General features: G+C 54.0%; 24 protein-coding genes. 5 read left to right on the forward strand and 19 right to left on the reverse strand.

Going from position 1 to position 23,435, the window contains the following annotated elements:
- Window position 1: 1 nt before the first annotated feature.
- Complete coding sequence (locus WKJ03_RS09600; RefSeq protein WP_337841976.1) at window positions 2–1,141, reverse strand: efflux RND transporter periplasmic adaptor subunit; 1,140 nt, start codon at window positions 1,139–1,141, stop codon at window positions 2–4.
- Between the two features lie 220 nt (window positions 1,142–1,361).
- Here WKJ03_RS09600 and WKJ03_RS09605 point away from each other — a divergent pair, with 220 nt between their 5' ends.
- The 3 genes from WKJ03_RS09605 to WKJ03_RS09615 all read left to right on the forward strand — a co-directional run bounded on the left by WKJ03_RS09605 (window position 1,362) and on the right by WKJ03_RS09615 (window position 5,478).
- The gene (locus tag WKJ03_RS09605; RefSeq protein WP_337841977.1) at window positions 1,362–2,759 is read left to right on the forward strand and encodes a Na+/H+ antiporter NhaC family protein; all 1,398 of its coding nucleotides are present in this window, start codon (window positions 1,362–1,364) and stop codon (window positions 2,757–2,759) included.
- 12 nt (window positions 2,760–2,771) lie between these two features.
- The gene (gene dacB, locus WKJ03_RS09610; RefSeq protein ID WP_337841978.1) at window positions 2,772–4,235 is read left to right on the forward strand and encodes a D-alanyl-D-alanine carboxypeptidase/D-alanyl-D-alanine-endopeptidase; all 1,464 of its coding nucleotides are present in this window, start codon (window positions 2,772–2,774) and stop codon (window positions 4,233–4,235) included.
- Between the two features lie 136 nt (window positions 4,236–4,371).
- Window positions 4,372–5,478: a DUF1343 domain-containing protein gene (locus tag WKJ03_RS09615; protein WP_337841979.1), complete on the forward strand. Its 1,107-nt coding sequence runs from the start codon at window positions 4,372–4,374 to the stop codon at window positions 5,476–5,478.
- Here WKJ03_RS09615 and WKJ03_RS09620 read toward each other — a convergent pair.
- The 13 genes from WKJ03_RS09620 to WKJ03_RS09680 form a co-directional block, all read right to left on the reverse strand.
- On the reverse strand, window positions 5,475–5,990 hold the full coding sequence (locus WKJ03_RS09620) for a GNAT family N-acetyltransferase (protein ID WP_337841980.1): 516 nt from the start codon (window positions 5,988–5,990) through the stop codon (window positions 5,475–5,477). The genes WKJ03_RS09615 and WKJ03_RS09620 overlap by 4 nt on opposite strands.
- An 87-nt stretch (window positions 5,991–6,077) precedes the next feature.
- Window positions 6,078–6,635, reverse strand: a complete 558-nt coding sequence (gene efp / locus WKJ03_RS09625) for an elongation factor P (RefSeq protein WP_337842140.1) — start codon at window positions 6,633–6,635, stop codon at window positions 6,078–6,080.
- Window positions 6,636–6,656: 21 nt separating this feature from the next.
- On the reverse strand, window positions 6,657–7,811 hold the full coding sequence (earP, locus tag WKJ03_RS09630; RefSeq protein ID WP_337841981.1) for an elongation factor P maturation arginine rhamnosyltransferase EarP: 1,155 nt from the start codon (window positions 7,809–7,811) through the stop codon (window positions 6,657–6,659).
- A 21-nt stretch (window positions 7,812–7,832) separates the two neighbouring features.
- Complete coding sequence (locus WKJ03_RS09635; RefSeq protein ID WP_337841982.1) at window positions 7,833–8,216, reverse strand: hypothetical protein; 384 nt, start codon at window positions 8,214–8,216, stop codon at window positions 7,833–7,835.
- Entirely contained in the window at window positions 8,204–8,734 is a 531-nt protein-coding gene (locus tag WKJ03_RS09640) for a hypothetical protein (RefSeq protein WP_337841983.1), read from the reverse strand. The genes WKJ03_RS09635 and WKJ03_RS09640 overlap by 13 nt, the downstream gene beginning before the upstream one ends.
- Window positions 8,724–9,056, reverse strand: coding sequence for a rhodanese-like domain-containing protein (locus WKJ03_RS09645; protein WP_337841984.1), 333 nt, complete (start codon window positions 9,054–9,056; stop codon window positions 8,724–8,726). Before WKJ03_RS09645 ends, WKJ03_RS09640 begins: the two co-directional genes overlap by 11 nt.
- Window positions 9,053–9,670 (reverse strand): LysE family translocator, encoded by a 618-nt coding sequence (locus WKJ03_RS09650; RefSeq protein ID WP_337841985.1) that lies wholly within the window; start codon window positions 9,668–9,670, stop codon window positions 9,053–9,055. Before WKJ03_RS09650 ends, WKJ03_RS09645 begins: the two co-directional genes overlap by 4 nt.
- Before the next feature lie 5 nt (window positions 9,671–9,675).
- Complete coding sequence (locus tag WKJ03_RS09655) at window positions 9,676–10,569, reverse strand: transporter substrate-binding domain-containing protein (RefSeq protein ID WP_337841986.1); 894 nt, start codon at window positions 10,567–10,569, stop codon at window positions 9,676–9,678.
- A gap of 119 nt (window positions 10,570–10,688) precedes the next feature.
- Complete coding sequence (gene glnS / locus WKJ03_RS09660) at window positions 10,689–12,350, reverse strand: glutamine--tRNA ligase (protein ID WP_337841987.1); 1,662 nt, start codon at window positions 12,348–12,350, stop codon at window positions 10,689–10,691.
- A gap of 134 nt (window positions 12,351–12,484) precedes the next feature.
- Window positions 12,485–14,068 carry a hypothetical protein gene (locus WKJ03_RS09665; RefSeq protein ID WP_337841988.1) on the reverse strand — a complete coding sequence of 528 codons (1,584 nt, stop codon included), beginning with the start codon at window positions 14,066–14,068 and terminating at the stop codon, window positions 12,485–12,487.
- A 110-nt stretch (window positions 14,069–14,178) separates the two neighbouring features.
- Window positions 14,179–15,852 carry a phosphoethanolamine--lipid A transferase gene (locus tag WKJ03_RS09670; protein ID WP_337841989.1) on the reverse strand — a complete coding sequence of 558 codons (1,674 nt, stop codon included), beginning with the start codon at window positions 15,850–15,852 and terminating at the stop codon, window positions 14,179–14,181.
- Window positions 15,845–16,561: a phosphatase PAP2 family protein gene (locus WKJ03_RS09675; RefSeq protein WP_337842141.1), complete on the reverse strand. Its 717-nt coding sequence runs from the start codon at window positions 16,559–16,561 to the stop codon at window positions 15,845–15,847. The genes WKJ03_RS09670 and WKJ03_RS09675 overlap by 8 nt, the downstream gene beginning before the upstream one ends.
- 84 nt (window positions 16,562–16,645) lie before the next feature.
- Window positions 16,646–18,646 (reverse strand): LTA synthase family protein, encoded by a 2,001-nt coding sequence (locus WKJ03_RS09680; protein ID WP_337841990.1) that lies wholly within the window; start codon window positions 18,644–18,646, stop codon window positions 16,646–16,648.
- A 102-nt stretch (window positions 18,647–18,748) separates the two neighbouring features.
- On the opposite strand from WKJ03_RS09680, the gene WKJ03_RS09685 reads away from it, so the two are divergent.
- The gene (locus WKJ03_RS09685; RefSeq protein WP_337841991.1) at window positions 18,749–19,117 is read left to right on the forward strand and encodes a diacylglycerol kinase; all 369 of its coding nucleotides are present in this window, start codon (window positions 18,749–18,751) and stop codon (window positions 19,115–19,117) included.
- 156 nt (window positions 19,118–19,273) lie between these two features.
- Entirely contained in the window at window positions 19,274–19,636 is a 363-nt protein-coding gene (locus tag WKJ03_RS09690; protein ID WP_337841992.1) for a nuclear transport factor 2 family protein, read from the forward strand.
- Between the two features lie 45 nt (window positions 19,637–19,681).
- Here WKJ03_RS09690 and WKJ03_RS09695 read toward each other — a convergent pair whose 3' ends face one another.
- Genes WKJ03_RS09695 through WKJ03_RS09715 form a run of 5 tightly spaced genes read right to left on the reverse strand, consistent with a single transcriptional unit; the run spans window position 19,682 to window position 23,426 of the window.
- Window positions 19,682–20,392: a hypothetical protein gene (locus WKJ03_RS09695; RefSeq protein ID WP_337841993.1), complete on the reverse strand. Its 711-nt coding sequence runs from the start codon at window positions 20,390–20,392 to the stop codon at window positions 19,682–19,684.
- Window positions 20,382–21,110, reverse strand: a complete 729-nt coding sequence (locus tag WKJ03_RS09700) for a hypothetical protein (RefSeq protein ID WP_337841994.1) — start codon at window positions 21,108–21,110, stop codon at window positions 20,382–20,384. Before WKJ03_RS09700 ends, WKJ03_RS09695 begins: the two co-directional genes overlap by 11 nt.
- Window positions 21,107–21,469, reverse strand: coding sequence for a cupredoxin domain-containing protein (locus WKJ03_RS09705; protein WP_337841995.1), 363 nt, complete (start codon window positions 21,467–21,469; stop codon window positions 21,107–21,109). Before WKJ03_RS09705 ends, WKJ03_RS09700 begins: the two co-directional genes overlap by 4 nt.
- Window positions 21,466–22,767 (reverse strand): ATP-binding protein, encoded by a 1,302-nt coding sequence (locus WKJ03_RS09710; protein ID WP_337841996.1) that lies wholly within the window; start codon window positions 22,765–22,767, stop codon window positions 21,466–21,468. Before WKJ03_RS09710 ends, WKJ03_RS09705 begins: the two co-directional genes overlap by 4 nt.
- The gene (locus tag WKJ03_RS09715) at window positions 22,767–23,426 is read right to left on the reverse strand and encodes a response regulator (RefSeq protein WP_337841997.1); all 660 of its coding nucleotides are present in this window, start codon (window positions 23,424–23,426) and stop codon (window positions 22,767–22,769) included. The genes WKJ03_RS09710 and WKJ03_RS09715 overlap by 1 nt, the downstream gene beginning before the upstream one ends.
- Window positions 23,427–23,435: the final 9 nt, after the last annotated feature.

The following is a 23,435-nucleotide window of genomic DNA, read 5'->3' on the forward strand; positions in this document are numbered from 1 at the left end:
CTTATACCCCTGAACCAGATTGAGCCGCAGTTTGGCTGGCGGCACCGGACGCTGGCACCAGTTCAGCTTTAGCCCCTTCTTTTAACGCCCCCTGAGGATGACGCAGCACAGTGGCACCAGCGCTGATACCGGACAGAATTTGTTGAGTGCCCAGACGCATGTCCTGTTCCCCAAGCTCTACCGGCACTTTATTCAGCAGGTTGTCTTTCAGTTGCCACAGATAGGCATGGTCACCTTCTTTCACCAAAGCCGACTGCGGCACCATCAGTGCCTGGCGATTATCCGACTCGATATGGCCTTCGGCATACAGACCAGCCACCAGAGGTTCGGCGGTTTTTTCCATCTGCACCAGAATTTGCACCTGCCGGGTGTTTTCATTGGCCAGCGGATTAATACGTTCGACTGTGCCGCTGAAAAATTTGCCCTGATAGCCATTCACTTTAAAGCGGACCTGCTGACCCATCTTCACCTGGCCTACCCGGTCGGCAGCAATAAAGCCCTCAAAACGGATACTGGCCGGGTCAATCAACAGCATCAGGCTTTTCCCCACCTGCGCTGTATCACCGGCTGAGGCATAACGCTGCGCCACCACTCCAGAAAATGGTGCACGCACCTCTGTTTTTTCCAGCTGCTGACGGGCTTCGACCAGCCGCGCTTTGGCGGACGCCAGGTCTGACTGCGACTGATTGGCTTTGTTTTCAGCCGATTCCAGCCCTTCCTGAGTCACCAGATTCTGTTTGGACAGGGACTGCATACGTTTGAGCTGACGATTGGCCTGCGCCAGGCTGACTTCAGCGGAGCGTACCGCTTCCTGGGCAGACAGCAATTTGTCGCGATAAATGGTGGGGTCCAATTTCACCAGCACATCGCCGGCCTGCACTGCATCGCCATTGTCTTTCAGCACTTGCATGACGATGCCTGACACTTCGGCGTTTAACGCCGCTTTGGTCACCGGCTGCAACGAGCCGGAAATGACCGGGCCTAAGGCCAGCTGTGCCTGTGTCAGTTGCAATAAGTCCTGACTGACCAGCTGCAGTGGCAGTTCTGCTTCGGTCGCCACCGGTGACGCTGTGGGCTTGGAGCACGCCGCCAGGGTGCAGGTTAACGCCAGTGTCAGCGCAGAGAGTGTTAATTTTTTCATTATCAGTACCCAACCCGAATTTAAAACCTTTTTTATTGCCTGCACTATAAATCAGTGGCCCATTACAAACCTCGGAAATAAGTTACAAGTTGTAACCGGGAGAACCGCTGTGATTGCTGAATAAATACTCAACAGATCAGTCAGATAGACTGATTATGGCTGGCAACCTCCGGCGGCTTCAGGCAAACTGCTGGCAAAACAAAAAATCAAGGAGCAACAGATGGCCGACTGGACCAGCCTGTTACCTGCCATTCTGGCTATTGCCGTGGTGTTGTGGCGCAAAGAAGTGATTCTGGCCCTGTTATTGGCTATCGCCTGCGCGGAGAGCCTGTTATTTATTCATCAGCCAGAGCACAGCCTGCTGGGTTTGCTGCTGCATACACCAGTCAATACGCTGGAGCGACTGATTGCGGTAACCAGTTCGGCAGACAACAGCCGGATACTGCTGTTTTCCCTGCTGATTGGCGCGCTGATGCTGTATATGCGTGCTTATGGTGGCGTGTCGGCGCTGGTGCAGTATCTGGTGCAAAAAGGCGTGGCCCGCAGTAAACGTCAGGCGGGTCTGATCAGCTATCTGATTGGTATCGCAGTCTTTATTGAATCTAACCTGTCGGTGCTGACCGCCGGTATTGTGTCGCGTGGTTTGTACGACAAATTTAAAATGAGCCGGGCCCGGCTGGCCTATGTGATTGACAGCACCAGTGCTCCGGTTTGTATTCTTATTCTGCTCAACGGCTGGGGGGCCTATATTCTGGGCCTGCTGGGGACTTATCAGTTGCCGGAACCTGCTGTTTCTGTGCTGATTGGCAGTATCCCGTTGAACTTTTACGCCATTTTCACCCTGCTGATGGTGCTGTACACCATTTGGACGGACACCACCCATGGCCCTATGCGTCAGAGCGAACTGGCGCTGCAACAGCAGCAGAATGATCACAGCGAAATCGAAGAGCCGGCCGGGAAAAAACGTTATATGTTGCTGCCGCTGCTGACCTTAGTGGGCGGCATGGTTGGTTTTATGCTGTGGACAGGCAATGGCAGCCTGACGGATGGTTCTGGCGCCAAAGCCGCGCTGTATGCCACCACCCTGGCCTGTCTGGTCGCTTACGCCCTGCTGCTGTGGGACAAAAAAGCCGGTCATACCGAATTAGTCAGCCAGGGCTTTAAAGGCATGAGCGAGCTGCTGCCACTGGTCACTATAGTGCTGTTGTCAATGGCCTTGGGCCAGGCCATGAAACAGCTGGGCACAGGGGTTTATGTCGCCTCTTTTGTGCAGGACAGCCTGCCTCTGATGTGGATCCCGGCCATGCTCTTTGTCGCAGGCGCCATTATCTCCTTTACCACTGGCACGTCCTGGGGAACTTTTGCCATTCTGATCCCTATTGGCATGCCATTGGTGGAAATGTTGGGTCTGCCGCCATCCCTGCTGCTGGCTGCTATTTTAAGCGGTGGAATTTGGGGCGATCACTGCTCACCTATTTCCGACACCACGGCCGTCAGTGCCGTTGCCTCGGGGTGCGATTTGCTGGAACACGTGCGAACCCAGTTGCCTTACGCGCTGTTTTGCGGCGTTTTGGCCTGGTTGGCTTTTATCCTTTGTGGTTGGTGGATGATTGGTTAACAGGAGTTTCTGATGCAGTTGAAGTGGCTGTCGGCCCTATTGGTGGTTGCCCCGCTGTACGCGGCTGAACCTACGCCGTCAGCCACGGCTCAGCTTCCGCTTAAGGTCAGTGAGCTTCTGCAACAACAGGGATTTCCCCCCGATGCCCTGGCCTTTATTGCCTACCCAGTGGACAACCCGTCCGCCGCCATCAGTTTTCAGCCAGACCGCGCCATGCAACCGGCGTCCACCCTAAAGCTGCTGACCAGTGTGGCGGCACTGGAACTGCTGGGCACCGATTATCGTGCAAAAACCGAACTGCGTGCGGCCAGCCCTCCTGCTACCACGCCAAATCAGCCGCTGGTGCTCAAAGGTTATGGTGCGACCGAACTCTCTTATGCCGAAGCCTGGTGGCTGTTACAGCAGGCCTATCAGGCTGGCCTGCGTCAAATGCCAGCACTCTGGCTGGACCGCAGCTGGGCAGCGCCCGCCCGGCTGGATTTAGCCGCCCCTTATTTTGATGAAAGCCCGGAGGCCTATTACAACCTGATCCCGGATGCGCTGTTTTTAGAACGGGCCATGTCGCTGCTGGAATTGAGCAGCAATGCCGACCAGTTTCTGGCCAGTCTGCAACCGGCGATGACTGGTGTCACTATTATCAGCGATGTCAGGCTCACTCCACAGGCCTGCAGCTTATGGCACCCGTCACATCTGAAACTGCAGCTTCAACGCCAGCCAGAAGGTTTTGTGCTCAAGCTCAGCGGCGAATTCCCACAGCATTGTCAGCGCCAGTGGTACCGGCAGTTGTTTAACAGAGCCGACCAAAGCCGTCTGATGCTGCAGCAACTCTGGCAACAGATCAGTGGCCAGGCCAACCTTGCCGTACTGGAAGCCTCAAGCCCACCAGAAGGCACTGCAATGCCGGATACGCCGGTGCTGCTGGCCAGCCAGCAAGACCCGCCTTTGGCCGAACGGCTGCGCAGCATCAATAAAAACTCCGACAATGCGCTGACCCGCTTGTTATTTCTGGCGCTGGCGCAACAAGCCAATGGCAATCACCAGGCTCAGGCTGAACAGCAGGTTCGCCACTGGCTGCACTCACTGCAACTGAATACGGACAGCCTGGTGCTGGACAATGGCTCCGGTTTGTCCCGCACTGAGCGTATCAGCCCACGCTTGTTAGCCAGTGTGCTGCAGCATGCCTGGCAGGCACCTTATGCGCCGGAATTCATCAGCAGCCTGCCACTGGCTGGTGTGGATGGCACCCTGAAAAACCGCTTTAAAACGCCGGGGCTGAAACAACAGGCCCGACTGAAAACCGGCACTTTACGCAATGTGGTGGCGCTCGCTGGTTACCTGAAAGTACCGGGTCAAGGCGACTGGGTGCTGGTGGCAATGCTGAATCATCCTTATGCTTCCTATAAAGGCCGGCCCATACTGGATGCGCTGGTCGAAGTACTGATGGAGCAGAAATCCGATGACTGGCAGCAGGATTGACAGGGTTACACATAACCAAATTAACGCAAAATCATTACGCGTAACCTGCCTAAAATCTTTAAAAACCATTGTTTTTATTTGTTTTTTTAGCGTTTCATTGCCAGTATTCGCTTGTCAGCCGACGGCTGAAACTGTGGTGACTGGTTTGGGCCAATACCAGCATTGGGCCACTGAACTGAAAGGCAAAAAGCTTGGAGTGGTGGTCAATCCCAGTTCACAGTGGGGCGGCTGCCACCTGCTCGATTTGCTGAGCACCGCAGGACTTCGCATCAGCGCCATTTTTGCGCCCGAGCATGGCGTGCGCGGTAATGAAGACGCCGGAGCTTTTATCAACCACAGCCAGGATGCACGACTGGGTATTCCTGTCTGGTCTTTATACGGCCAACACAAAATGCCCAGCTCAGAACAACTGGCGGGTGTTGATCTGCTGCTGTTTGATTTACAGGACGTTGGCGTACGCTACTACACCTACCTGAGCAGCCTGCACTATGTGATGCAAGCAGCGGCCCAGGCTGGTATTCCGCTTTGGGTATTAGACAGACCCAACCCCAATGGCGCTTATCTGGACGGCCCCGTATTAAAGCCACAGTTCAGTTCATTTGTTGGTATTTACCCTGTGCCTTTGCTGCATGGCATGACATTGGGCGAGCTGGCCCTGATGGCCAAAGGTGAAGGCTGGCTGGAACAGGCGTCGCAGCTGCAACTCAAGGTAATTCCGGTGAAAAACTACCGCCGTGAACACAGCTATCTGTTACCGGTCAAACCCAGCCCGAATCTGCCCAATGCGCAGGCTGTGGCTTTATATCCGTCTTTAGGTTTTTTTGAAGCAACGCAAATTAGCGTGGGCCGGGGTACCGCAACACCTTTTCAACTGATAGGCCATCCATCGGTGAAGTTAGGCGACTTCCGCTTTACCCCTGTGGCAACCCCAGGCGCAGCCAGCAAACCTTTGGGGCAGGATCAACCCCATGACGGTCTGAACCTGCAACAGGCTAAGGTGAATGGCTTTAGCCTGCAGTATCTGCTGTTGGCCCTTCAGGCCTTCGCCGGTGCTGATCAGCCACTGATCACCAGCCCTCAGTTTTTTGACCGCCTCGCAGGCACGGATCAGTTCAGAAAACAGCTAGTACAGGGACTGAGCGAACAGCAAATCCGCCAAAGCTGGCAGGCTGAGCTGGACCAGTTCCGCCTGCGTCGCCGCCCTTACCTGTTGTATCCGGACTATCCGCCTGTGACCCCTTAGCCTTCAGGAAACAGCGCCGCCATCTGCAACAGGCTGTCGCCCGTCACTCTGTTAATCCGCCAGTCCTCTAACATGCTGGCGCCCAGTGACTGGTAAAAGTCGATGGCAGGCTGGTTCCAGTCCAGCACAGACCATTCCATCCGGCCACAACCACGCTCAACCGCCAGGCCCGCCAGATAAGTGATCAGCGCTTTGCCCAGGCCAAGACCGCGTTTATCCGGTGACACAAACAAGTCTTCCAGATAAAGCCCAGGTTTGGCCAGAAAGGTGGAATAGTTATGAAAAAACAAGGCAAAACCGGCCGGCTCGCCCTGATGTTCAGCAATCACCACCTCGGCAAAGGCTTTGGCACCAAACAAGGTGTCGGTCAGGCTCTGTTCGGTCGCGATCACCTGATGGGATAACTGTTCATAGTCAGCCAGCTGGCGGATAAAACTTAAAATCACCGGCACATCCGCCACTTCGGCCAGACGTAATTGCACATCAGGTAAGGAGGTTGGGATCAGGTTCATCGCTGTGTTCTTCCTTTGTAAAAAGCTGCTGCAAAACAAAAGGGCCAGTTTAAACAACTGGCCCTTTTGCAGAGTAACGCTGCCCAATTACTTGGCGCGGCTACGGTACTCGTCAGTACGGGTATCGATTTCAATTTTGTCGCCGATTTCAACGAAAGCAGGAACCTGCAGTTCGAAACCAGTTTCAATTTTAGCCAGCTTGGTTACTTTACCTGAGGTGTCGCCACGGGCGGCTGGTTCAGTGTAAGTCACTTCACGCACAACGATAGTTGGCAGGTCAACAGAGATAGCGCGTTCGCCATAGAATACGACTGAACATGGCATTTCCGGCACCAGATATTTCAGTGCGTCGGTCATGTTGTCCGCTTCGATTTCGTACTGGTTGTATTCAGCGTCCATGAACACGTACATCGGATCAGCGAAGTAAGAGTAAGTCACTTCTTTAGTGTCCAGCATCACTTGTTCAAACTTGTCGTCAGCACGGTACACAGTTTCTGCGCCCTGACCAGACAACAGGCCTTTCATTTTCATTTTCACAACAGCAGCGTTACGGCCAGATTTGTTGAATTCAGCCTTCTGAACCACCATTGGCTCGTTGTCGACCATGATCACGTTGCCAGCACGTACTTCTTGAGCAGTCTTCATCATAATTGAAATATCTTCTTGTTAGGAAAAATTGCGCGGTATTATAAGTTGATTTTCCACAAAACGCACGAGGTTGCTGGCAAGATCTTGCTGGCCTGTTAAAAATTGCTGCCATTTAAGGCTATGCAGCTGAATCTGTTCAAGTTGTTGCATGTAAACCTGCCAGGCAGCACTGATATCCTGTTCCAGCTCCCAGGCCTGGTACAGTGCCTGTATCGCCTGTGCTGTGGCAGGTGCGGCACCTTCAAGAAACTTCTGCAAAAAGGCCTGTAATTTTTCCTGGTGGGCATTGTCCTGCTGGCGATAAATTTGCCAGATAAAAGGTTTACCGGCCCAATGCGCCCGGATAATGGAATCCTCACCGCGGACAAAATTGATATCGCAACAGGCCAATAATAAGTCGTAATCCGGCTGGGGCACAAAAGGCAAAATCCGCAACGACAGCGCGCCGCTGTCCAGCCGGCCTGTGGCAAGCTTTGGGTAGTGCTGCTGCAGCTCACGTGCCAGTACCCCTTCAGGCACCAGCACCAGATGCGACTGTTCAGAGGTGGCAAGTTGCTCCAGCCAGTGGTGAATTTCGGGCTGAGAATACGCAAAAACCGAAATTTTGCGCTGATACTGCATCGCATCCGTCAGGCCTATGCGGTGCCAGAACTCCCCCTGTTGCTGCGGATCTGAAGCCAGCACACTCAGTTGCGGGACTTTGTGTTGTTCACGAATAAGCCCACCTGTGTTGCCGGAAAAACCAGGGAAAAAGAAATACTTTTTCAGCGCCAGCGTCGGATGCAAGGAGGGCAAGCCATGGCAGCCCGCCACCCAGTCTTCTGCCGACAAATACTCCAGATTCAGCCATAAGGGTTTCTTTTCGCCTGCAGCCAACCAGTGCAGATAACTCTCTGGCGCAACACAGGCCAGCGCATCCAATAACAAATCCGGTCTGTCTTGCTCTGACAGGGGCGGCAAGGGGCTGCTCCACAGCCGGATACGCACCCCCGCCACCTGCTGATCCGTCAATCTGCTGTCCACATCCGGGCAAATTTTCTGAAAGCTGACCAAGTCGTCCACCCACAGACACAGCTGCCACTGATGCTCTGCCACCAACTGGCGCGACAAACGCCAGCAAATACCAATGTCACCGAAGTTATCCACCACGGCACAAAACAAATCACAACGCAAAAACCACCCAGCCTATTCTGTTCAGGTTAAATAAAACGCCAGTACACTTTTCGCCGTTTTGGCGCACAAATACAGACAGATCAGTAACACCAGCCACCAGAGCAGCACCAGAGCGCGGTACCAGCTTTGCTGGCACCATTGCTTCAGACGCGGCCAGAAGCCATTGACTGGTGCCCAGACCGGCAACTGCGACATTAAAAAATGAGTAAACAACAAAAACAACAGGCCAACTTCCAGCGTCACAACCACCTGCAAGCCCAACTCCTGCTCCGGACTGTACGGCTGCACTAACAGCACCACCAGAGCCACAGGCACAAGGAATGCCAGCCCAATCAACAGATGCCGCCAGGGCTGCAACCAGAGCGCCAGGCGGTGAATACGGTGCAGCTGAGTTATTGAGGCCATAAACGCACTAAGCCTGATTCTGCAGTCAAATCCGGCAATAACCAGATCTGCTCAAAGGGGTGACCGGCCGGAACAGTCACTTTGGCCGGGCAAAACGTCAGTTCATCGGCCTGCCAGTCCGGATGGGTATTGCGGATCACCAGCCAGACCCGCGCACTGTCGTAGCTTTTATTGGCCTTGCTTCGGATCAAACGGCGCAGTGCGGTCAGCAGACGGTCGGCCACTTCGGTCTGTTGCAGTAGCGCCAGTTCATGCAAGGTGGCTGGCGATAGAGCCCGGCCAAGAAACTGCATCGCTTCAGCTTCACTGCCATACAGATGGGCAATTTCCAGATCCAGTTTTTGCCCTGCCAGATAACAGGACACATCAGGTTTGGACGGTTCGTTATGCCAGATATGCTGCATTTTTACCGCAAAACGGCGTTGGTAAGCCCTCATAAAATACCGGGCTGCCTGATGCTCCAGCACCAGTTTTTCATCATTCCCGTTGCGTACCGGTTTGGTCGAATCAAATTCCATCCGGCTTTTCCTGCTGCACCTTCTGTTGCGCTTTCAGTTGCTGGTAAGCACCGGCGTTTTCCAGCTGGGTGTAGCCCAGCTGCTTCATGGCTTGCAAGGCTAAACCAGAACGACGGCCACTACGGCAATAGAGTTTCACCCTGGTGTTTTTATCCGGAATCAGCCGGGTGACCTGCTCAATCTGGTCATGGGGCAAATGCAGCGCCCCGTCCAAATGGCCGGCGTTAAACTCTTCCACTGTGCGCACATCCAGCCAGACAGCATCTGCCGCTGCTGCTGTACCTGCAAACAACACGAAGAAAGCTGCGATCAACATTTTCATGACAGAAGCTCCTGCACCAGTTCCTGGATCACTGGCAGTACAGACCCAACCAGTAACAGCGCCATCAGGATATTAAATAGACGACGGTACAGCGGCTGATTTAAATACTGTTTAAGCCAGGCACCAAAGCCCAGCCACAACCCGACACATGGAAAGGCAACCAGTAAAAAAGCCGCACAAATTTGCAATAAATCGCCCAGCGGCTGCTGGGTCTGTAACGAAATAAAGGCCGCTACGGCGCCTGATGCCATAATCCAGGCCTTGCCATTCACCCATTGAAAGGCAGCGGCCTGCCAAAAGCCAAAGGGTCTGGCATGACCACTTTCAATGCGGGTTGGGCTGGCACTGCCAATTTTCCAGGCCAGATACAGCAGGTACAACACCCCGGCCAGTTTGATCCAATAATGCAACGCAGGCCAGCGTTCAAACACCAGACCAAAGCCCAGCCCGACCAGCAACACCATCAGCGGAAAACCTAAACAAATACCAAACAGATGCGGCAGGCTGGCTCTTACGCCGTAATTTAAGCCGGACGATAAAATCATAATATTGTTGGGGCCTGGGGTGATGGTGGCGGAAAACGCGAAAAACAGCACAGCCTGAAATACATCCATAGGGGTTAATTCTGTGGTTTATCCAAGGTAAGCTCAGTGTAACGCTTTGACTTTGGCTTGTACCAGAGCTCTTTGCGTTCAAGCGGTGTGGCTTGTGGCAAGAACGGGTTTTCCAGCTCTATTACATGCCGCTGCGCTAACTGCAGTTGCTGAATATCCGCAGCAAAGTGCTGCTCAAATAACTGATCAAAACTGCCGTCGGCAATGGCTTTTTCCAGTCCCTGCTCAATCAGTGCGGCCAGTGCCGTTTGTGAGGGCGCGACAAAAAAATACACAGCACCAGGGTAATGCAGCAGCCAGTTCGGCTCTACCGCTATGGCGGCCCCTTGCTGCTGGTAACGCTTCAGCTCAGGCATGATCTCAGTCACAGCCCTGGGCACTGCATCTACCCGGCCTTTGTCCAGCATCTGAAACAAAGTCGGGTAATCGGACGCGCCTTGCACTGTGAATCGGTGAGCACGCAGAATTTGGGTATCCACCCAGTCGTGGCCTTGCGCCAGAATGCGTTGTTTAAAGCCTTTAAGTGATAAGTCTGCTTCAAACAGATGCTGTGTTCCCTGGCGGATCAACAAGGCTCTGTAGGCACCCAGGCCTTTCATCAGCGGGATCCGAACCGGCAACAAACTGGCTTCTTTTTCTTTGGAGGTCATGGTCCAGATCACGTCCAGCTCACGCTCCTGCTGCAATAAAGCAATAGCCCGGCTTTTGGACAACGGCTGTTCTGTTGGCGCCAATACGGCCTTTAGATCCATTTTTTTCAACGCTAATGTGAGCAAAGCCAGCGGGTACTCAGAACGTTGATCCGACACCTCCGCCAATTGCGGATAACGCAAGATCAAAGGCTCTGCGGCAAACAAAGGCAAAGCACAGAGCACCAATAAAACAGCAATTCTGAACATAATGACCGTCGCAGAACAAAACTTGTCTGTTCAGTCTATCCGCAGAATTCAGGGCTTGGAAATAAAAAAACCGGAGTCAGTGCCCTGCTCCGGTTTTTTTTATCCACAGCGTACAGGCCTTAGTCTTCGATAAAACCATCACGCAGCGCTACAGTGCGGTTAAACACCAGTTTGTCGGCACTGTGGTCTTTGTTATCAGCACAGTAATAACCTTCGCGCTCAAACTGATAGGCCAGCTCAGGTTTGGCGTCTTTTAAGGACGGCTCCACCAGACCCTGCTTCACCACCAGAGAGTTCGGGTTAATCACGCTCAGGAAGTCGTCTTCAGCAGCCGGGTTGGCCACACTGAACAGCCGGTCGTACACACGGAACTCGGCTGGCAATGCCTGAGTGGCTTCGACCCAGTGGATCACGCCACGCACTTTGCGGCCGTCGGCCGGGTTTACGCCTAAAGTCTCAGGGTCGTAGGAACAAATCAGCTCAACAATGTTGCCGTCAGCGTCTTTGATCACTTCGTCAGCACGCATCACATAAGCGCCACGTAAACGCACTTCGCCGCCACTGACCAGACGTTTGTATTTCTTGTTGGCTTCTTCACGGAAATCTGCCCGGTCAATAAACAGGGTTTTGCCGAAGGGTACTTTACGGCTACCCATGCTTTCTTCTTTCGGGTGATTGTGCACCTCTAACCACTCCAACTGGTCGGCCTGGTAGTTGCTGATCGTCACTTTCAGCGGATTGATCACCGCCATAGCCCGTGGCGCATTGGCGTCTAAGTCTTCACGGATACAGGATTCCAGCGCACTGATTTCAATGGTGTTGTCTTGTTTGGTTACCCCAATGCGTTTGGCAAACTCACGCAGCGAGGCCGGCGTGTAACCACGGCGGCGTAAACCGGCAATGGTGGGCATGCGTGGGTCGTCCCAGCCAGATACATGGCCGCCTTCCACCAAAAACAACAGCTTACGCTTACTCATCACCTGGTACTCCAGGTTCAGACGCGAAAACTCAATTTGCTGTGGGTGGCAGTCAATCGTAATGTTGTCCAGGATCCAGTCATATAAACGGCGGTTGTCCTGGAACTCCAGTGTGCATAAAGAGTGCGTAATGCCTTCCAGCGCGTCGGAAATACAGTGGGTAAAGTCGTACATGGGGTAAATGCACCATTTATCCCCAGTCTGGTGGTGGTGGGCAAATTTCACCCGGTAAATCACCGGATCGCGCATGCACATAAAAGGCGAAGCCATATCAATTTTGGCACGCAGTGAACAGACGCCTTCGGCAAAACCACCAGCGCGCATTTTTTCAAACAGCGCCAGGTTTTCTGCCGGGCTGGTGTCACGGTACGGACTATGACGACCGGGCTGAGTCAGGCTGCCGCGATACTCGCGCATTTCTTCCGCGTTTAAGAAGCAGACATAAGCCAGACCTTTGTTGATCAGCTCGACCGCATAGCTGTACAGCGTATCAAAGTAGTCGGAGGAATAACGCACAGCGCCATCCCAGTTGAAGCCGAGCCACTGCACGTCCTGCTGAATGGAATTGACGTAATCGATGTCTTCTTTTTCCGGGTTGGTGTCATCAAAACGCAGGTTGCACTTGCCCTGGTAATCCACCGCAATACCGAAGTTCAGGCAAATAGATTTGGCATGGCCAATATGCAGGTAGCCGTTGGGCTCAGGCGGAAAACGGGTTTGTACGGCACTGTGTTTGCCTGAAGCTAAATCGGCATCAATAATTTGACGAATAAAATTAGTGGGGCGATGTTCAACGTCCGCCATAGAAAAAATCCTTGTGAATGCGGTAATAACCAAGCGACAGATGGGCCGCATTATAACAGCGAAAATGCGCGGCGCTAGGGCTGAAGCGGCTGAACCCCAAAAAGCAGCGGCCCAGTCCGCTGGCGTCGTTCAGATTAGAATCGGTCGGACACCATCAGCTGCACTTCCCAGGAATCCACGCCAGGCACTGAACTGATTGGGGTGGATAAATCCAGGTGCACCACATGGTGGTTACTCGACTTGCTGGAGAAAATCCGCAGCCCTGCCCCTATGCTGCCAAGCCACTTGTCGCTGATATTGGCGGACTGCAAGTCGGCGTTGCCGTCAAGCGGGTCCGACGCCACCCGGCCACCCCAGGCCCGGCCATAATCGACAAAACCAACAAAACCAAAATCCAGCATCTGACGCCAGCTCCAGCGCGGGTACCAGCGTAGCTCAGAGCTGGCTACTGCGCTGTTCAGGCCATGCTGAAACTGCACAGGGTAGCCGCGTAAACCGGTTTCCCCACCCAGCTCCAACGGCTGTTCCGGGTAATTGCGGTTACGGGAAATCAGGTCGGTTTTGTTCATCCAGGTCCAGTTTTGGCCAAGACGCCAATAGTCTTCCAGTTGAAATGACCATTGATGAAAGTCACCATCGCTGACCCCAGCAACCCAATCTAGTTTGCTTTGTGCCAGAGTGACATGCTCCTTCCAGGCCCAGCCTTTGGACACTTCAGCCAGCAGCCGGCTGCCACTGTCACCGGTCAGCACCCCCAGTTTTACCTGGGCGCGCCAGCCCAGGTTAATGTCTTCCGGCCGGCCGATAAAATACAAATCCTGCAGCACCTGATAGGCGAACTCTTTGTATTCCACGCCTGTCCAGATGAAATTGCGACTTCTGTCGGCAGGTGCGGCCATCGGGTCCAGCCCCTCTGGCATCTCAAATTGCCAGTCTTCCTGCGTCACACCCGCCAATAAACGCCAGCTGGTGGTGTCGACAAAACGCCATAAGTAACCGCCCGACACTTCGGCCAGCTGATGCTGACTAAAGAAGCTACGTTCCAGCTCACCATTGTGATACACCTGCTCCAGCTTGCTGTCGTCCAGCCACTCGGTGTGGGCCATCCACAGGCTGTCATCCAGATAAAAAGGTTTATCGAGCGCAATATGGTAGGTGTTGCCGTCATCATTGTCGGTCAGCTCCAATAACAAATAACTGTGATCCGGGCTGGCGTCCGACAACAGTTGCAGCGGCGCTTCAACTTTTAATTCATAGCCGGAACGCAGGTAATCGGATTGGTACTTTAATGAAGTCCGGACACCATAACCAAGCAGGTTATCTTCTTTAAAACCAAAGGAATATTTATTGTGTCCACTGCTGCGGCCAAAGCCAACTGTGGGTAACAGGCTCCAGTTATCCCAGGTATCCACCTGCACTTCGACGCCATGATCACAGTCGCCGACCCGCTGCACTCTGGCATCATTGATATAAGACTTGTCCCGCAGCAGGCGCTCGGCTTCGGCTAAATCGCTGGCTTGAATCTCATCCCCTTCTTTAAAGGGCAACTCACGGCGAATCGCTGAGACTTTGGTTTCTATATGCAACCAGTTGGCAAACTCGTGCAGCCAGAATGGGTCCTTTGCAGATCCGGCAAAAATCGGGTGGCTTTGAACTGTCAGCTTTTTAATTCGCACTGGCGGCTGTGCATCTGCCACTGCCGCCTTCTGCTCTTGCATCAGCTGCTCTGGCTTTTGCCGAACCAATCGGCAGACCTCAAGCAGGTCAACTTCCTGTTGAGCTGCCATCGCCGCCCAGGGTAAACACAGACAACTAACTACCCCTATTTTCATAGATCACCTCTGCGGCACGGTGCCAGAAAATCGAGCTTTTGTTGATACAACGAAGTACTGACGTTAAAAAAGCCTAACAAGGTGTGAAATAAGTAGTCCTGGCTGAGTGGTTGCTGCTGTTGCTGCTTCAGGCATCCTTTGTCTAACCGAGCCGCATCCGCTTCGTCGGCAGACATCCACCAGATCATTGGAATATGGGTTTGTGCCTCTGGCGCCATCCAATACGGCAAGCCATGCAGATAAACGCCGTTTTCACCCAGTGATTCGCCGTGATCCGACAGATACAACATGGCGCTGTCGTAGTCTGTCTGCTGACCCAGCTCGGCAATCACCGACGCCAGCAAGTGATCTGTCGCGACAATGCTGTTGTCATAGGCATTAATGATCTGCTCAGGTGCACAGAGCTGAATTTGTTTGTCAGTGCACTCGGGTAAAAAATGTTTGTCGGCGTCTGCGCTGCGGCGGAAATATTCCGGGCCATGGCTGCCCAGCTGATGCAGCACAATAATGCGGTCGCCCTTTGTATTGGCCCGCGCGTCAGATAGTTGCCGCTTTAGCGCATCCAGCAACACCGAGTCCAAGCATTGGCCGTCTGTACAGCGTGGGTCTGGCCGTTCGAAAAGAAGCTCCGAAGGCAGCCGGTCGCACACGCCCTTACAGCCAGAGTTGTTGTCCAGCCAGCTGGCATCCACGCCGGTCGCCGCCAGAATATCCAGCACATTACTGCTGTTTTTCGCCACCGCTTCGTCGTAGTTGTCACGGTTTTGCACTGAAAACATACAAGGCACTGAATGCGCCGTCGCGGTACCACAGGACGACACGGTCGCAAAGCTGTAGACCGGCAACTGGTTCAGCAATGGCGTGGTGTTACGCGGATAGCCATTGAGCGCAAAGTGATCGGCTCGCGCCGTCTCCCCCAGCACCAGCACCAACAAACGCGGTTTCTGACCGGCAGCCAGCGGCGTGCGGACTGCATCCTGCCCCAGCACGGTAAAAGAGGCCGGCACCGCGGCCTTTAGCTGCTTAGCCATCAGAGAACTTGCCGCTACTATCGGACTAACCGGCAATGCCAGATGTTTGACGTCGCGGTAATTGCGGAAAAATGGTGCCAGCTCGCTGAACTGGGTTGCGCCCAACGCCACGATACTGAGCAACACCACGGCTGTCGCGGCGACTGAATGCAGCATCTGCTGCCGCCAGGTCTGTACCTGAATGCGGGCGACCACAGAAAGCAATACGGGAAAAGCCATCCACTGGGCCAGATGCCAGATTAAATCCAGACTCAACAAACCACTGGCTTCCGCACTGTCGGTTTCCAGTGCGTTTTGCAGCATGCCTTTATCGAGCACCACCCCAAAACTGTGCTGAAAATATGCTGCGACAGCACCAGTCAAAAACAGCAATAGCACCACAGGTTTTAGTGCCCGTCCCTGACCCAGGATCAGAACCAACAACAAATTCAGTAAAAACACCAGGGCCAGCAAACTCAGCTGCAACGCAAACTGACCGGGAATATGCTGTTGCAATGCCCGGAAAAACGCTTCATTAAACATCAGCGTCATGGCACTGGTGGCGACCACCGCAAACAACAGTGGATGCCAGCTCTGACAAGGTGTGGTTTCTTTTTTAAGCCATAGTAGTGCAGGCCAACGCATCAGTGAATCAGACATAACTTTTCTTCAAAACAGTTTGCGCCGCATGCTGCTCTGTCAGATCCGGCGTCAATGCGTAGATTAAGGAACAACAGCACCAACACAGCCAGGCTGTTGTGATGTCGTGGGAGATAAAATGAGCCCCTCGCAGTTGTTGCACCAACCCCAGACCTGTGCCCACCATCAGGGCCCCAATAAGCGCGGTTCGGGCCAGTGCAGGTGAACTGTCACGCCAGTAGAAATACAGCGCCATCCAGCCAAATCCCACACTGGCATGGCCTGCAGGAAAACATTGACCAGGTACGGCACCCGCCGGGCTATCCCAGAGCCGGGTAAAAACCTGAGTACCACCAAATTGCTGTAAATCCCATGGGCAAGCGGCAGGCAGCAGTTTCTTCACCAGCGCGACCAGACCAAAGCAACAGAGCAACGACAGCAACAGACGAAAGCCCGCTTTGCGTTTAACAAAGGACACCCGCTGCCAGACCCGCCAGATGCAAGTCACCAGCACCGCCAGCACCATCAGGCTATTAAGCTGGCGCGCACCGGAATGCAACAGGTCCTGCAGCACCCAATGCTGTTGCAGCGCCCAGTGCTGGCCTTCCAGCCGGTAATAAAAACCGGCCAAGGCAAAGTCATAGCCCGCAACGTAAAACAGGCTGAATGCCAGCATAAACAGCAAGGTTGGCAGTGCTATCAGCTGACCAAACAGCCGGGGGCGGTTCACCAAAGACAAAGCATTACTCCGGACACCAGATCATTTGCTTCACACTAATCAGCCAGACTTAAGAAATGCTTAAGGGGGAATTTTTTATTTAGCCTTTACGACCAGGGCTTCAGGCTCACACTGTGCATTCGCCGGATAACGCTGTTCGCGGTAAAGGAATGAAGGCAGCTGTACCTGCGCCAGCGCCTTTTGCTGCACCTCTGGCGACACCGGCTGCGTGGACAACTTGAGGGTACGATTGGGTTCGTCGTAGTGGGCGGCCACGGCGGAACCATCGGGTTTTAAAATGGTCAGTTGCTGCTCTGTCATCAGCGCAAACAGGGTATCGAACTGCAGCAAAGCGCGGCCCGGACTGCTGGGGTCAGCAATAAAATCCCGCCCTGTCATCGGGTGACAGGCCGACACGCCAGCCAGGCTTAATAAGGTGGGCGCCAGGTCTATTTGGCTGGCCAGTGGAGTGATGTGCTTGGGTTCAATACCAGCGCCAAGGATCAGGCCCGGAATACGGAACTTCTCCACCGGCACCAGGTTACTGCCGTACACTCTGTTGTCGTGGTCAGCCACAATTAAAAACACTGTGTCTTGCCAGTACGAGCTCTGTTTGGCTTTGGCGATAAACTGCCCCATGGCCCAATCAGCATATTTGACGGCGTTGTATGCGGTCGCTTTCGGCTCTTGGTACAGACTGATGCGGCCATCCGGGAATTCGAACGGCTCGTGATTGCTGGAGGTAAAAATCAGGCTGAAAAACGGCTGGCCTTGCTGCTGCAACTGAGTGAGTTGCTGGTGAGCGGTGTTAAACAAATCCTCATCACTGGCGCCCCAGCTGCCGACCAGCACGGGGTTTTTAATTTGCGGTAAATCGACAATCTGCTTAACACCATTGCCGGTAAAAAAGCTGCGCATATTGTCAAAATGCGCTTCGCCACCATAAATAAACTGGGTTTGGTAGCCCTGCTGTTGCAGCACAGACGCCAGGGTGGCAAAACCACGCTGACTGTTCGACAGCTTGACCACAGACTGCGCCGGGGTCGGCATAAAACCGGCCACCACAGCTTCAATGCCGCGCACCGAGCGGGTGCCGGTGGCGTAGAGGTTATCAAACCAGATGCCATCTGATTTCAGCTTTTCAAGCTCTGGGGTGACCGCGGCACCACCCAGCGACTGCACAAAAGTCGCGCCCAGGCTTTCCTGCAAAATAATCACTATATTCTTTGGTTTTTCGCGTTTAACGGCCGCTTGCTGCCAATGCAGGGTTGGCAATTCCGGGTTGGGAAAACTGTATTTTTGTAACCAGGGCCAGTCGAGACTCAGCTCCAGCATGGTTTTGCTGTCGAGCTTGCCGTACAGATCCGTGCTGCGCTCTTCATGGCGTAACGAATAAAGCGCATAGAGCACCGAATAGCCCGAGTTAATCACCAGAGAATTCACCATGGAGTCACTGGTAATGGCAAAAAACGCCGGGTTGGCCGGTCTGTGATCTGTGGTGGAACGAATACCGGCGAATACCAGCAACAGCATCAATGGCCATAACAGCAGCCTGCGTTTTAATGAACCCAGCTGCTGTTCAGCCGGCGCTGCCTTTAACAGGCGTGCCAAGCCATACCCCAGCGCCAAAGTGGCAGCAACACCTGCGATCAGCACAGAGCGAAAGCCCTGCCATAAAGTTGAAAACACTTCTTTGGGGTACTTCAGGTATTCAATGTACAAGCGGTTGGGCCGGATATCGTATTGCTGTATAAAGGCTGGGGTCGACAGCTCAAGAAACACCACAGCCACCAGCGCCAGCAAGCTCCAGAGGTAAGTGGCTTTAAACCACAGCTGCTGCCAGCGCGGCTGAGCCAAAGGCAAAGCCAGCAGCACAGGCACGGCCGCCAGCAGGCAGAGCAGAATCAGGTCAGCCCTTACCCCCTGTACAAACAATTGAGGCAAATCAGCCACGGCGAGCACCCGGTCCGCCTGCCACAACAACAGACCCATACGGCTTAAGCTCAGCAGAGCCAAGCCCAGCAGCACCATTTTAATCAGGTAAAGGTAAGGCCCGCACAGCAGCGAGAAGGTGTTTTCTGGTTTTATTTGAGTCATCTGAAGTCAGTTCGTTAATTACTACAGCACCAAGGTAAAACCCGAGCCTTAAGAAATCCTTAAGGCTGACTGGTTAGGCTCTGCGCAACTAAAGGAGTCCTTATGAAACCGAACCAACAAGGCCTGCGCCGGGTGCTGAACGCTTCTGTCTATTCCTGGCAAGGCTTAAAAAGCAGCTGGCAGTCGGAAGCGGCGATCCGTCAGGAAATAGTGTTGATTGCCCTGCTCACCCCAGTGGCGTTTCTGCTGCATGTCAGCGCGCTGGAACGGGCGGTATTGCTGCTCAGTTTGTATCTGATTTTGGTGGCGGAGCTGATCAACACCGCCATCGAAGCTGTGGTGGACCGGGTCGGCGCTGATTTCCACCCGCTGAGCGGTAAAGCCAAAGACGTTGGCTCCGCCACTGTGCTGGTGATGATGCTGTGCACCGCACTGACCTGGGTCTGCATTTTACTGCCCTTAGCAAACTAGCTGACTCATAGGCCACTCTTGAACTTTAACAAAGAGCAACTACAAAGGCGGTTTGTAGTCGCTGAGTTGACACAGAGTTTTCTTTTTCTGACTGCTCGTTCTCCTTCAGGCAAGATATGCTTTCTGTCATCAATTCGATAACATGAAGTCAACCACATGGATAACCCTGCAGCGCTGATCCAGCGCCAGCTGGAGGCGTATAACGCCAAAGATATTGACGCCTGGCTCGCCACCTACGCCAAAGACGCCAGACAATTCCATTTGCATGGGGAGTGCTTTGCCGCGGGCCATGAACAAATGCGCCAACGCATGCAAATTCGCTTTCAGGAACCGGACCTGCATGCCCGGCTCGTCAGCCGGTTGGTGATGGGCAACCTGGTGGTGGATCAGGAGCGGATCACGCGAAATGTCGCCGAAGGCAAAGCCGAAGTGGATATGATCTGCATTTATGAAATCAAAGACGGTTTGATCCAGACCGCCTCTTTTGCCATGACGGAGCCCAGGCTGATGGAAAGCTGAGGCCTTGCTTCAGTCTTCCATTCGCCAATGCGCTTAGCCTTTCAGTTAAAACTCAAACTCCAAAGCAAAACGGATGGTTTTGTCCACAGTTTGGTTGTCGATGGCAAACACCACTGCAGCTTCCCATTTCAGCTGCTGCACTGTGCTGAATTTATGCACGCCCATAATGCCAGGGCCCGCGCCTTTATACTGCTCACCGCTGTACAGCTCAATGGATGGTTGCAGTGCCGGTAAATAACGGTAACGGTACTGAGCCCGAAACTCAGATTCAAGTTCGTCTTTTAAGGTCTGGCCCCACTCATACACCACCAGCGCATTCACCGTCAGGCTGGTGGGCCCGAATTCCTTTTCTACCAGCAATCCGCTGGTAAATTCATAGTTATCGTCATTATTTTGCCGCTCCAGTTCAAATAACAGCCCCCAGTCGGCACTGTACTGGCCCTGCTCTGTCAGCATCCAGCGCAGCTCCGCTTCATAACCCGTCAGGCGGTAATCCTCCGGATGAATACGCTCCGCATTTAAATACAGTTCCAACGCCATGCGGTCGCTGACCGAAAAGCCATAACCCAACTTCTGGCCCATCGCATTGTTATTGGGGTGATCCGTCTGACGCTGGTAAAAGTAACGGTACTCAAATTCACGTTCCAGCGCGTTGACATAAGGGTGATACACCTTGTCCACCACCCGGCCATCAGCCTGCACCAGCTTCGGACTCAACGCCAGCAGCACCAACACCAGCATCGGATTAGCTTTCATCAGACCCCTCCTGCATCCACAGCATTACAGCTGAGGCTGCCATCAAAAAAACCAAAAGCTGCGCCAGACTTGGGGTTGCTTCATACCCCAGCAATGCCTGCAGCAAGTAACCAAGCTCCGACGACTCATTCAGCCAGGGTTCTGTATCCCACAGCAAAGGCCCTGGGTTAATGACGTCTAACTGGGTCGCAAAGGTCACCGCCATCACCGCCTGGCGGGCACAGAGCAGCGCCAGCACCAGGCGCCACAGCCAGTGCAATTTCACCGACAGTTCCAGCAGCAGGTAATACCAAAGCACAGCAATACTGGCACTAATGCCCAGTGCCAGTGCCGTGCCGGTGGCGATAGCCTGCCACTGGCTTGCTTCATGCCAGAGACCTGTGCCATACAGGCTCAGGTTGAGCAGATGAATGCCACATAAAACCGTCAGCGACAATGACAGCGCCCTTTGCCTGTACTGACGGGAACGGGCGGCAACCAGCAACGACAGCGTTCCGATCAGGTACAGCATGCAATAACTCCAGTCCAGTCCCATGCCATCCAGACTGCTGAGCAGCTCGTCCAGAAACCACCAGGCTGGCAACAGCAGCAGCGCAGTCTGCAACAGCACCGGCAGCAATAAAGCCCGTAGTCCGGGTTGCAGCCAGGCCAACGCAAAGCTCAGTAATATCACCAAAGGCAGTAACTCGCGCAGCCACATCAGCAGACTGTTGATCATGGCTGTTGCTCCCGTTTGGCCCATTCGTCCGCTGGTAGCGCTATCAGCGTGCCTTGGGCGCTGTCCGGGTTAAATTCACCAAAAAACGGATACTGGCCTGGTTGTAGCGGCCCCAGATACAGCAGTGCAGCCCGTTTGCCCAAAATGACCTTTTCCCGGTTCAGGCTGAAACTTTCAAATTCTTCAGGGGTTGGGTCCAGATTACTGACTTTTAACCGGATTTTTTGCCCGGCCGGCACATACAGCACTGAAGGGCTGAATAAATGTTGCCGGATCTCCAGTTCAAACTGCAGCGGCTCTGCCTGCACAGCGCCACAAAGAAAAACCCCAAGTGCAGCAAGCCGGTACATTGCGCTCATAAAGGCAACTCCACTGTCACTTTCAGCCCAGTCGCCCATTGCGAATGACTGAGCCAAACGCGTCCCTGATGCAGCTTCACCAGCTCTTTGACAATGGCCAGGCCCAGGCCAGAACCTGGCGTACGGGATTGGTGCCGGTCACCGCCCACGCGGTAAAAACGGTCAAATGCCCGTTCAAACTCCTTTTCATCCATACCTGGTCCGTTATCCTCCACCTCAAGCCGGGCCATATTAGGCATCCTGCTTAGCTTCAGCTGTAGCTGGCCCCCTGCAGGGGTGTATTTGCAGGCGTTTCCCACCAGATTGCTGATCAGCAGTTTCAGCGCGAAAGGATCAGCCAGTACCGTCAGTTGTTCTTCGCCAAGTAATTCAATTTGCTGCTGTTTTGCCTCAAGCTGAGGATACCTCTCGGCAATCACTTCCCGGCACAATCCGGCCCAGTCCAGGGGCTGCATTTGCGCCTGAAATACCTCCGGGTTGGTGCGGTTGAGCAGCATAATTTGTTCAATCAGCTGGCTCATCCGTTCAACCCCCTGCTGCAATTGGGCCATTGAATGCTCGCCCTGGGGCTGGCCTGACTGTTGCCAGGCAGACAACGCATTGTGCAGATTGATTTGCAGTGTGCTGAGCGGATTGCGCAGTTCATGCGCCACATCAGACGCAAACCGCTTTTCCCGCTCAAAGGCTTCATGCAGCCGGGTCAGCAGCTGATTGGTCGTGTTCAGTACCTGCTGCAATTCCTCCGGCACTGCGGGGAGCTGCACCGGTGTTAAGTCGTTGGCTTTTTTGCTGGCAAGCTGTGCCGAAAAACGTTTCAGCGGCGCCAATGCCCGGCTGACCACCAGCCAAATCAGCAGGGCCTGTAATGGCAAGCTCCAGAGCACAGGGTAAATGGATGCAATGACGACTTCGTCGGCCAGCGATTGGCGTTGCTGCAATGGCTGCGCTACCACCACCCACCAGTCATCCTGCTGATGGGCGTAGACACGCCAGCGTTTACCGGCAAAGTTTTGTTCGGTAAAACCGGGGGTTTGGGTGATGCGATGCTGTGGCGCTAAGGCGCTGGCAAAGCGCAACTGCTGGCTCTGCCATAACTGAATGGCCAGGCTTTCCAGCCCTTCCGGCGCTTTGGCGCCCACATTGGCCAGCACAGCAGCAGAGAGCAGCTGCAGGTCCTGATCAAACAACTGCTCGGAACGGGCCACACTTTGGCGATAACTTTGCACGGCCGCCAGGAAACTGGTCAGCGTTAGCAGCGCAATCAGAATGGTCAGCAAATAATGGCGGACAGAGCGCATCAGTGTTGGCTTACGCTGTAACCCACCCCACGGATGGTTTTAATAAAGCCATTGGGCAGTTTCTTTCGCAAGTTGGAAATATGCACTTCCAGTGCATTGCTGGCGACTTCCTCACCCCAGGCATAGAGGCTGGCTTCCAGTTGCTCGCGGGTTTTAATGCGCCCTGCCGATTCCATCAGGGCTTTGAGCACCATGTATTCGCGGCGGGACAGATCCAGTGGCTGTTCCGCCAGAAACACTTGCTGCTGGCTGCTGTCGAGCGCCAGCTCTCCCACCCGCACCAGAGAACTTGAGGCCGTACCAAGACGCCGCTCGATCACCCGAAGTCGTGCGAATAACTCAGCCATGGCAAAAGGTTTGACCAAATAATCATCGGCGCCTAAATCCAGGCCTCGAATGCGATCGTCCACACCGTCGCGAGCCGTCAGAACCAACACAGGCAAACGCGCAGCTTTCTGACGGGCATACTTCAGCACCTCAAGGCCGTCCATATCGGGCAGGCCAAGGTCCAGGATCACGGCATCGCAGTCAGAGGTGCGGATCACCATCTGCGCTTCCCGACCCGTGCTGACCGCATTGACCACAAAGCCCTGCTCGGTCAGCGCCAGTTGCAGCGCCTGACAAAGCGCAGCATCGTCCTCCACCAGCAAAATCCGCATTCGTTCACC

The sequence above is a fragment of the Rheinheimera sp. genome (assembly GCF_037442525.1).
Taxonomy (GTDB): domain Bacteria; phylum Pseudomonadota; class Gammaproteobacteria; order Enterobacterales; family Alteromonadaceae; genus Pararheinheimera.

Coding starts and splice junctions, on each gene's coding strand:
- WKJ03_RS09665 (WP_337841988.1), bottom strand. CDS start 14,068: ATGCAAGAGCAGAAGGCGGCAGTGGCAGATGCACAGCCGCCAGTGCGA.
- WKJ03_RS09605 (WP_337841977.1), top strand. CDS start 1,362: ATGGCCGACTGGACCAGCCTGTTACCTGCCATTCTGGCTATTGCCGTG.
- WKJ03_RS09680 (WP_337841990.1), bottom strand. CDS start 18,646: ATGACTCAAATAAAACCAGAAAACACCTTCTCGCTGCTGTGCGGGCCT.
- WKJ03_RS09715 (WP_337841997.1), bottom strand. CDS start 23,426: ATGCGGATTTTGCTGGTGGAGGACGATGCTGCGCTTTGTCAGGCGCTG.
- WKJ03_RS09640 (WP_337841983.1), bottom strand. CDS start 8,734: ATGGAATTTGATTCGACCAAACCGGTACGCAACGGGAATGATGAAAAA.
- WKJ03_RS09710 (WP_337841996.1), bottom strand. CDS start 22,767: ATGCGCTCTGTCCGCCATTATTTGCTGACCATTCTGATTGCGCTGCTA.
- WKJ03_RS09685 (WP_337841991.1), top strand. CDS start 18,749: ATGAAACCGAACCAACAAGGCCTGCGCCGGGTGCTGAACGCTTCTGTC.
- WKJ03_RS09670 (WP_337841989.1), bottom strand. CDS start 15,852: ATGTCTGATTCACTGATGCGTTGGCCTGCACTACTATGGCTTAAAAAA.
- WKJ03_RS09650 (WP_337841985.1), bottom strand. CDS start 9,670: ATGGATGTATTTCAGGCTGTGCTGTTTTTCGCGTTTTCCGCCACCATC.
- WKJ03_RS09705 (WP_337841995.1), bottom strand. CDS start 21,469: ATGAGCGCAATGTACCGGCTTGCTGCACTTGGGGTTTTTCTTTGTGGC.
- WKJ03_RS09645 (WP_337841984.1), bottom strand. CDS start 9,056: ATGAAAATGTTGATCGCAGCTTTCTTCGTGTTGTTTGCAGGTACAGCA.
- WKJ03_RS09620 (WP_337841980.1), bottom strand. CDS start 5,990: ATGAACCTGATCCCAACCTCCTTACCTGATGTGCAATTACGTCTGGCC.
- glnS (WP_337841987.1), bottom strand. CDS start 12,350: ATGGCGGACGTTGAACATCGCCCCACTAATTTTATTCGTCAAATTATT.
- WKJ03_RS09655 (WP_337841986.1), bottom strand. CDS start 10,569: ATGTTCAGAATTGCTGTTTTATTGGTGCTCTGTGCTTTGCCTTTGTTT.
- efp (WP_337842140.1), bottom strand. CDS start 6,635: ATGAAGACTGCTCAAGAAGTACGTGCTGGCAACGTGATCATGGTCGAC.
- WKJ03_RS09635 (WP_337841982.1), bottom strand. CDS start 8,216: ATGGCCTCAATAACTCAGCTGCACCGTATTCACCGCCTGGCGCTCTGG.
- WKJ03_RS09690 (WP_337841992.1), top strand. CDS start 19,274: ATGGATAACCCTGCAGCGCTGATCCAGCGCCAGCTGGAGGCGTATAAC.
- WKJ03_RS09600 (WP_337841976.1), bottom strand. CDS start 1,141: ATGAAAAAATTAACACTCTCTGCGCTGACACTGGCGTTAACCTGCACC.
- WKJ03_RS09700 (WP_337841994.1), bottom strand. CDS start 21,110: ATGATCAACAGTCTGCTGATGTGGCTGCGCGAGTTACTGCCTTTGGTG.
- dacB (WP_337841978.1), top strand. CDS start 2,772: ATGCAGTTGAAGTGGCTGTCGGCCCTATTGGTGGTTGCCCCGCTGTAC.
- WKJ03_RS09695 (WP_337841993.1), bottom strand. CDS start 20,392: ATGAAAGCTAATCCGATGCTGGTGTTGGTGCTGCTGGCGTTGAGTCCG.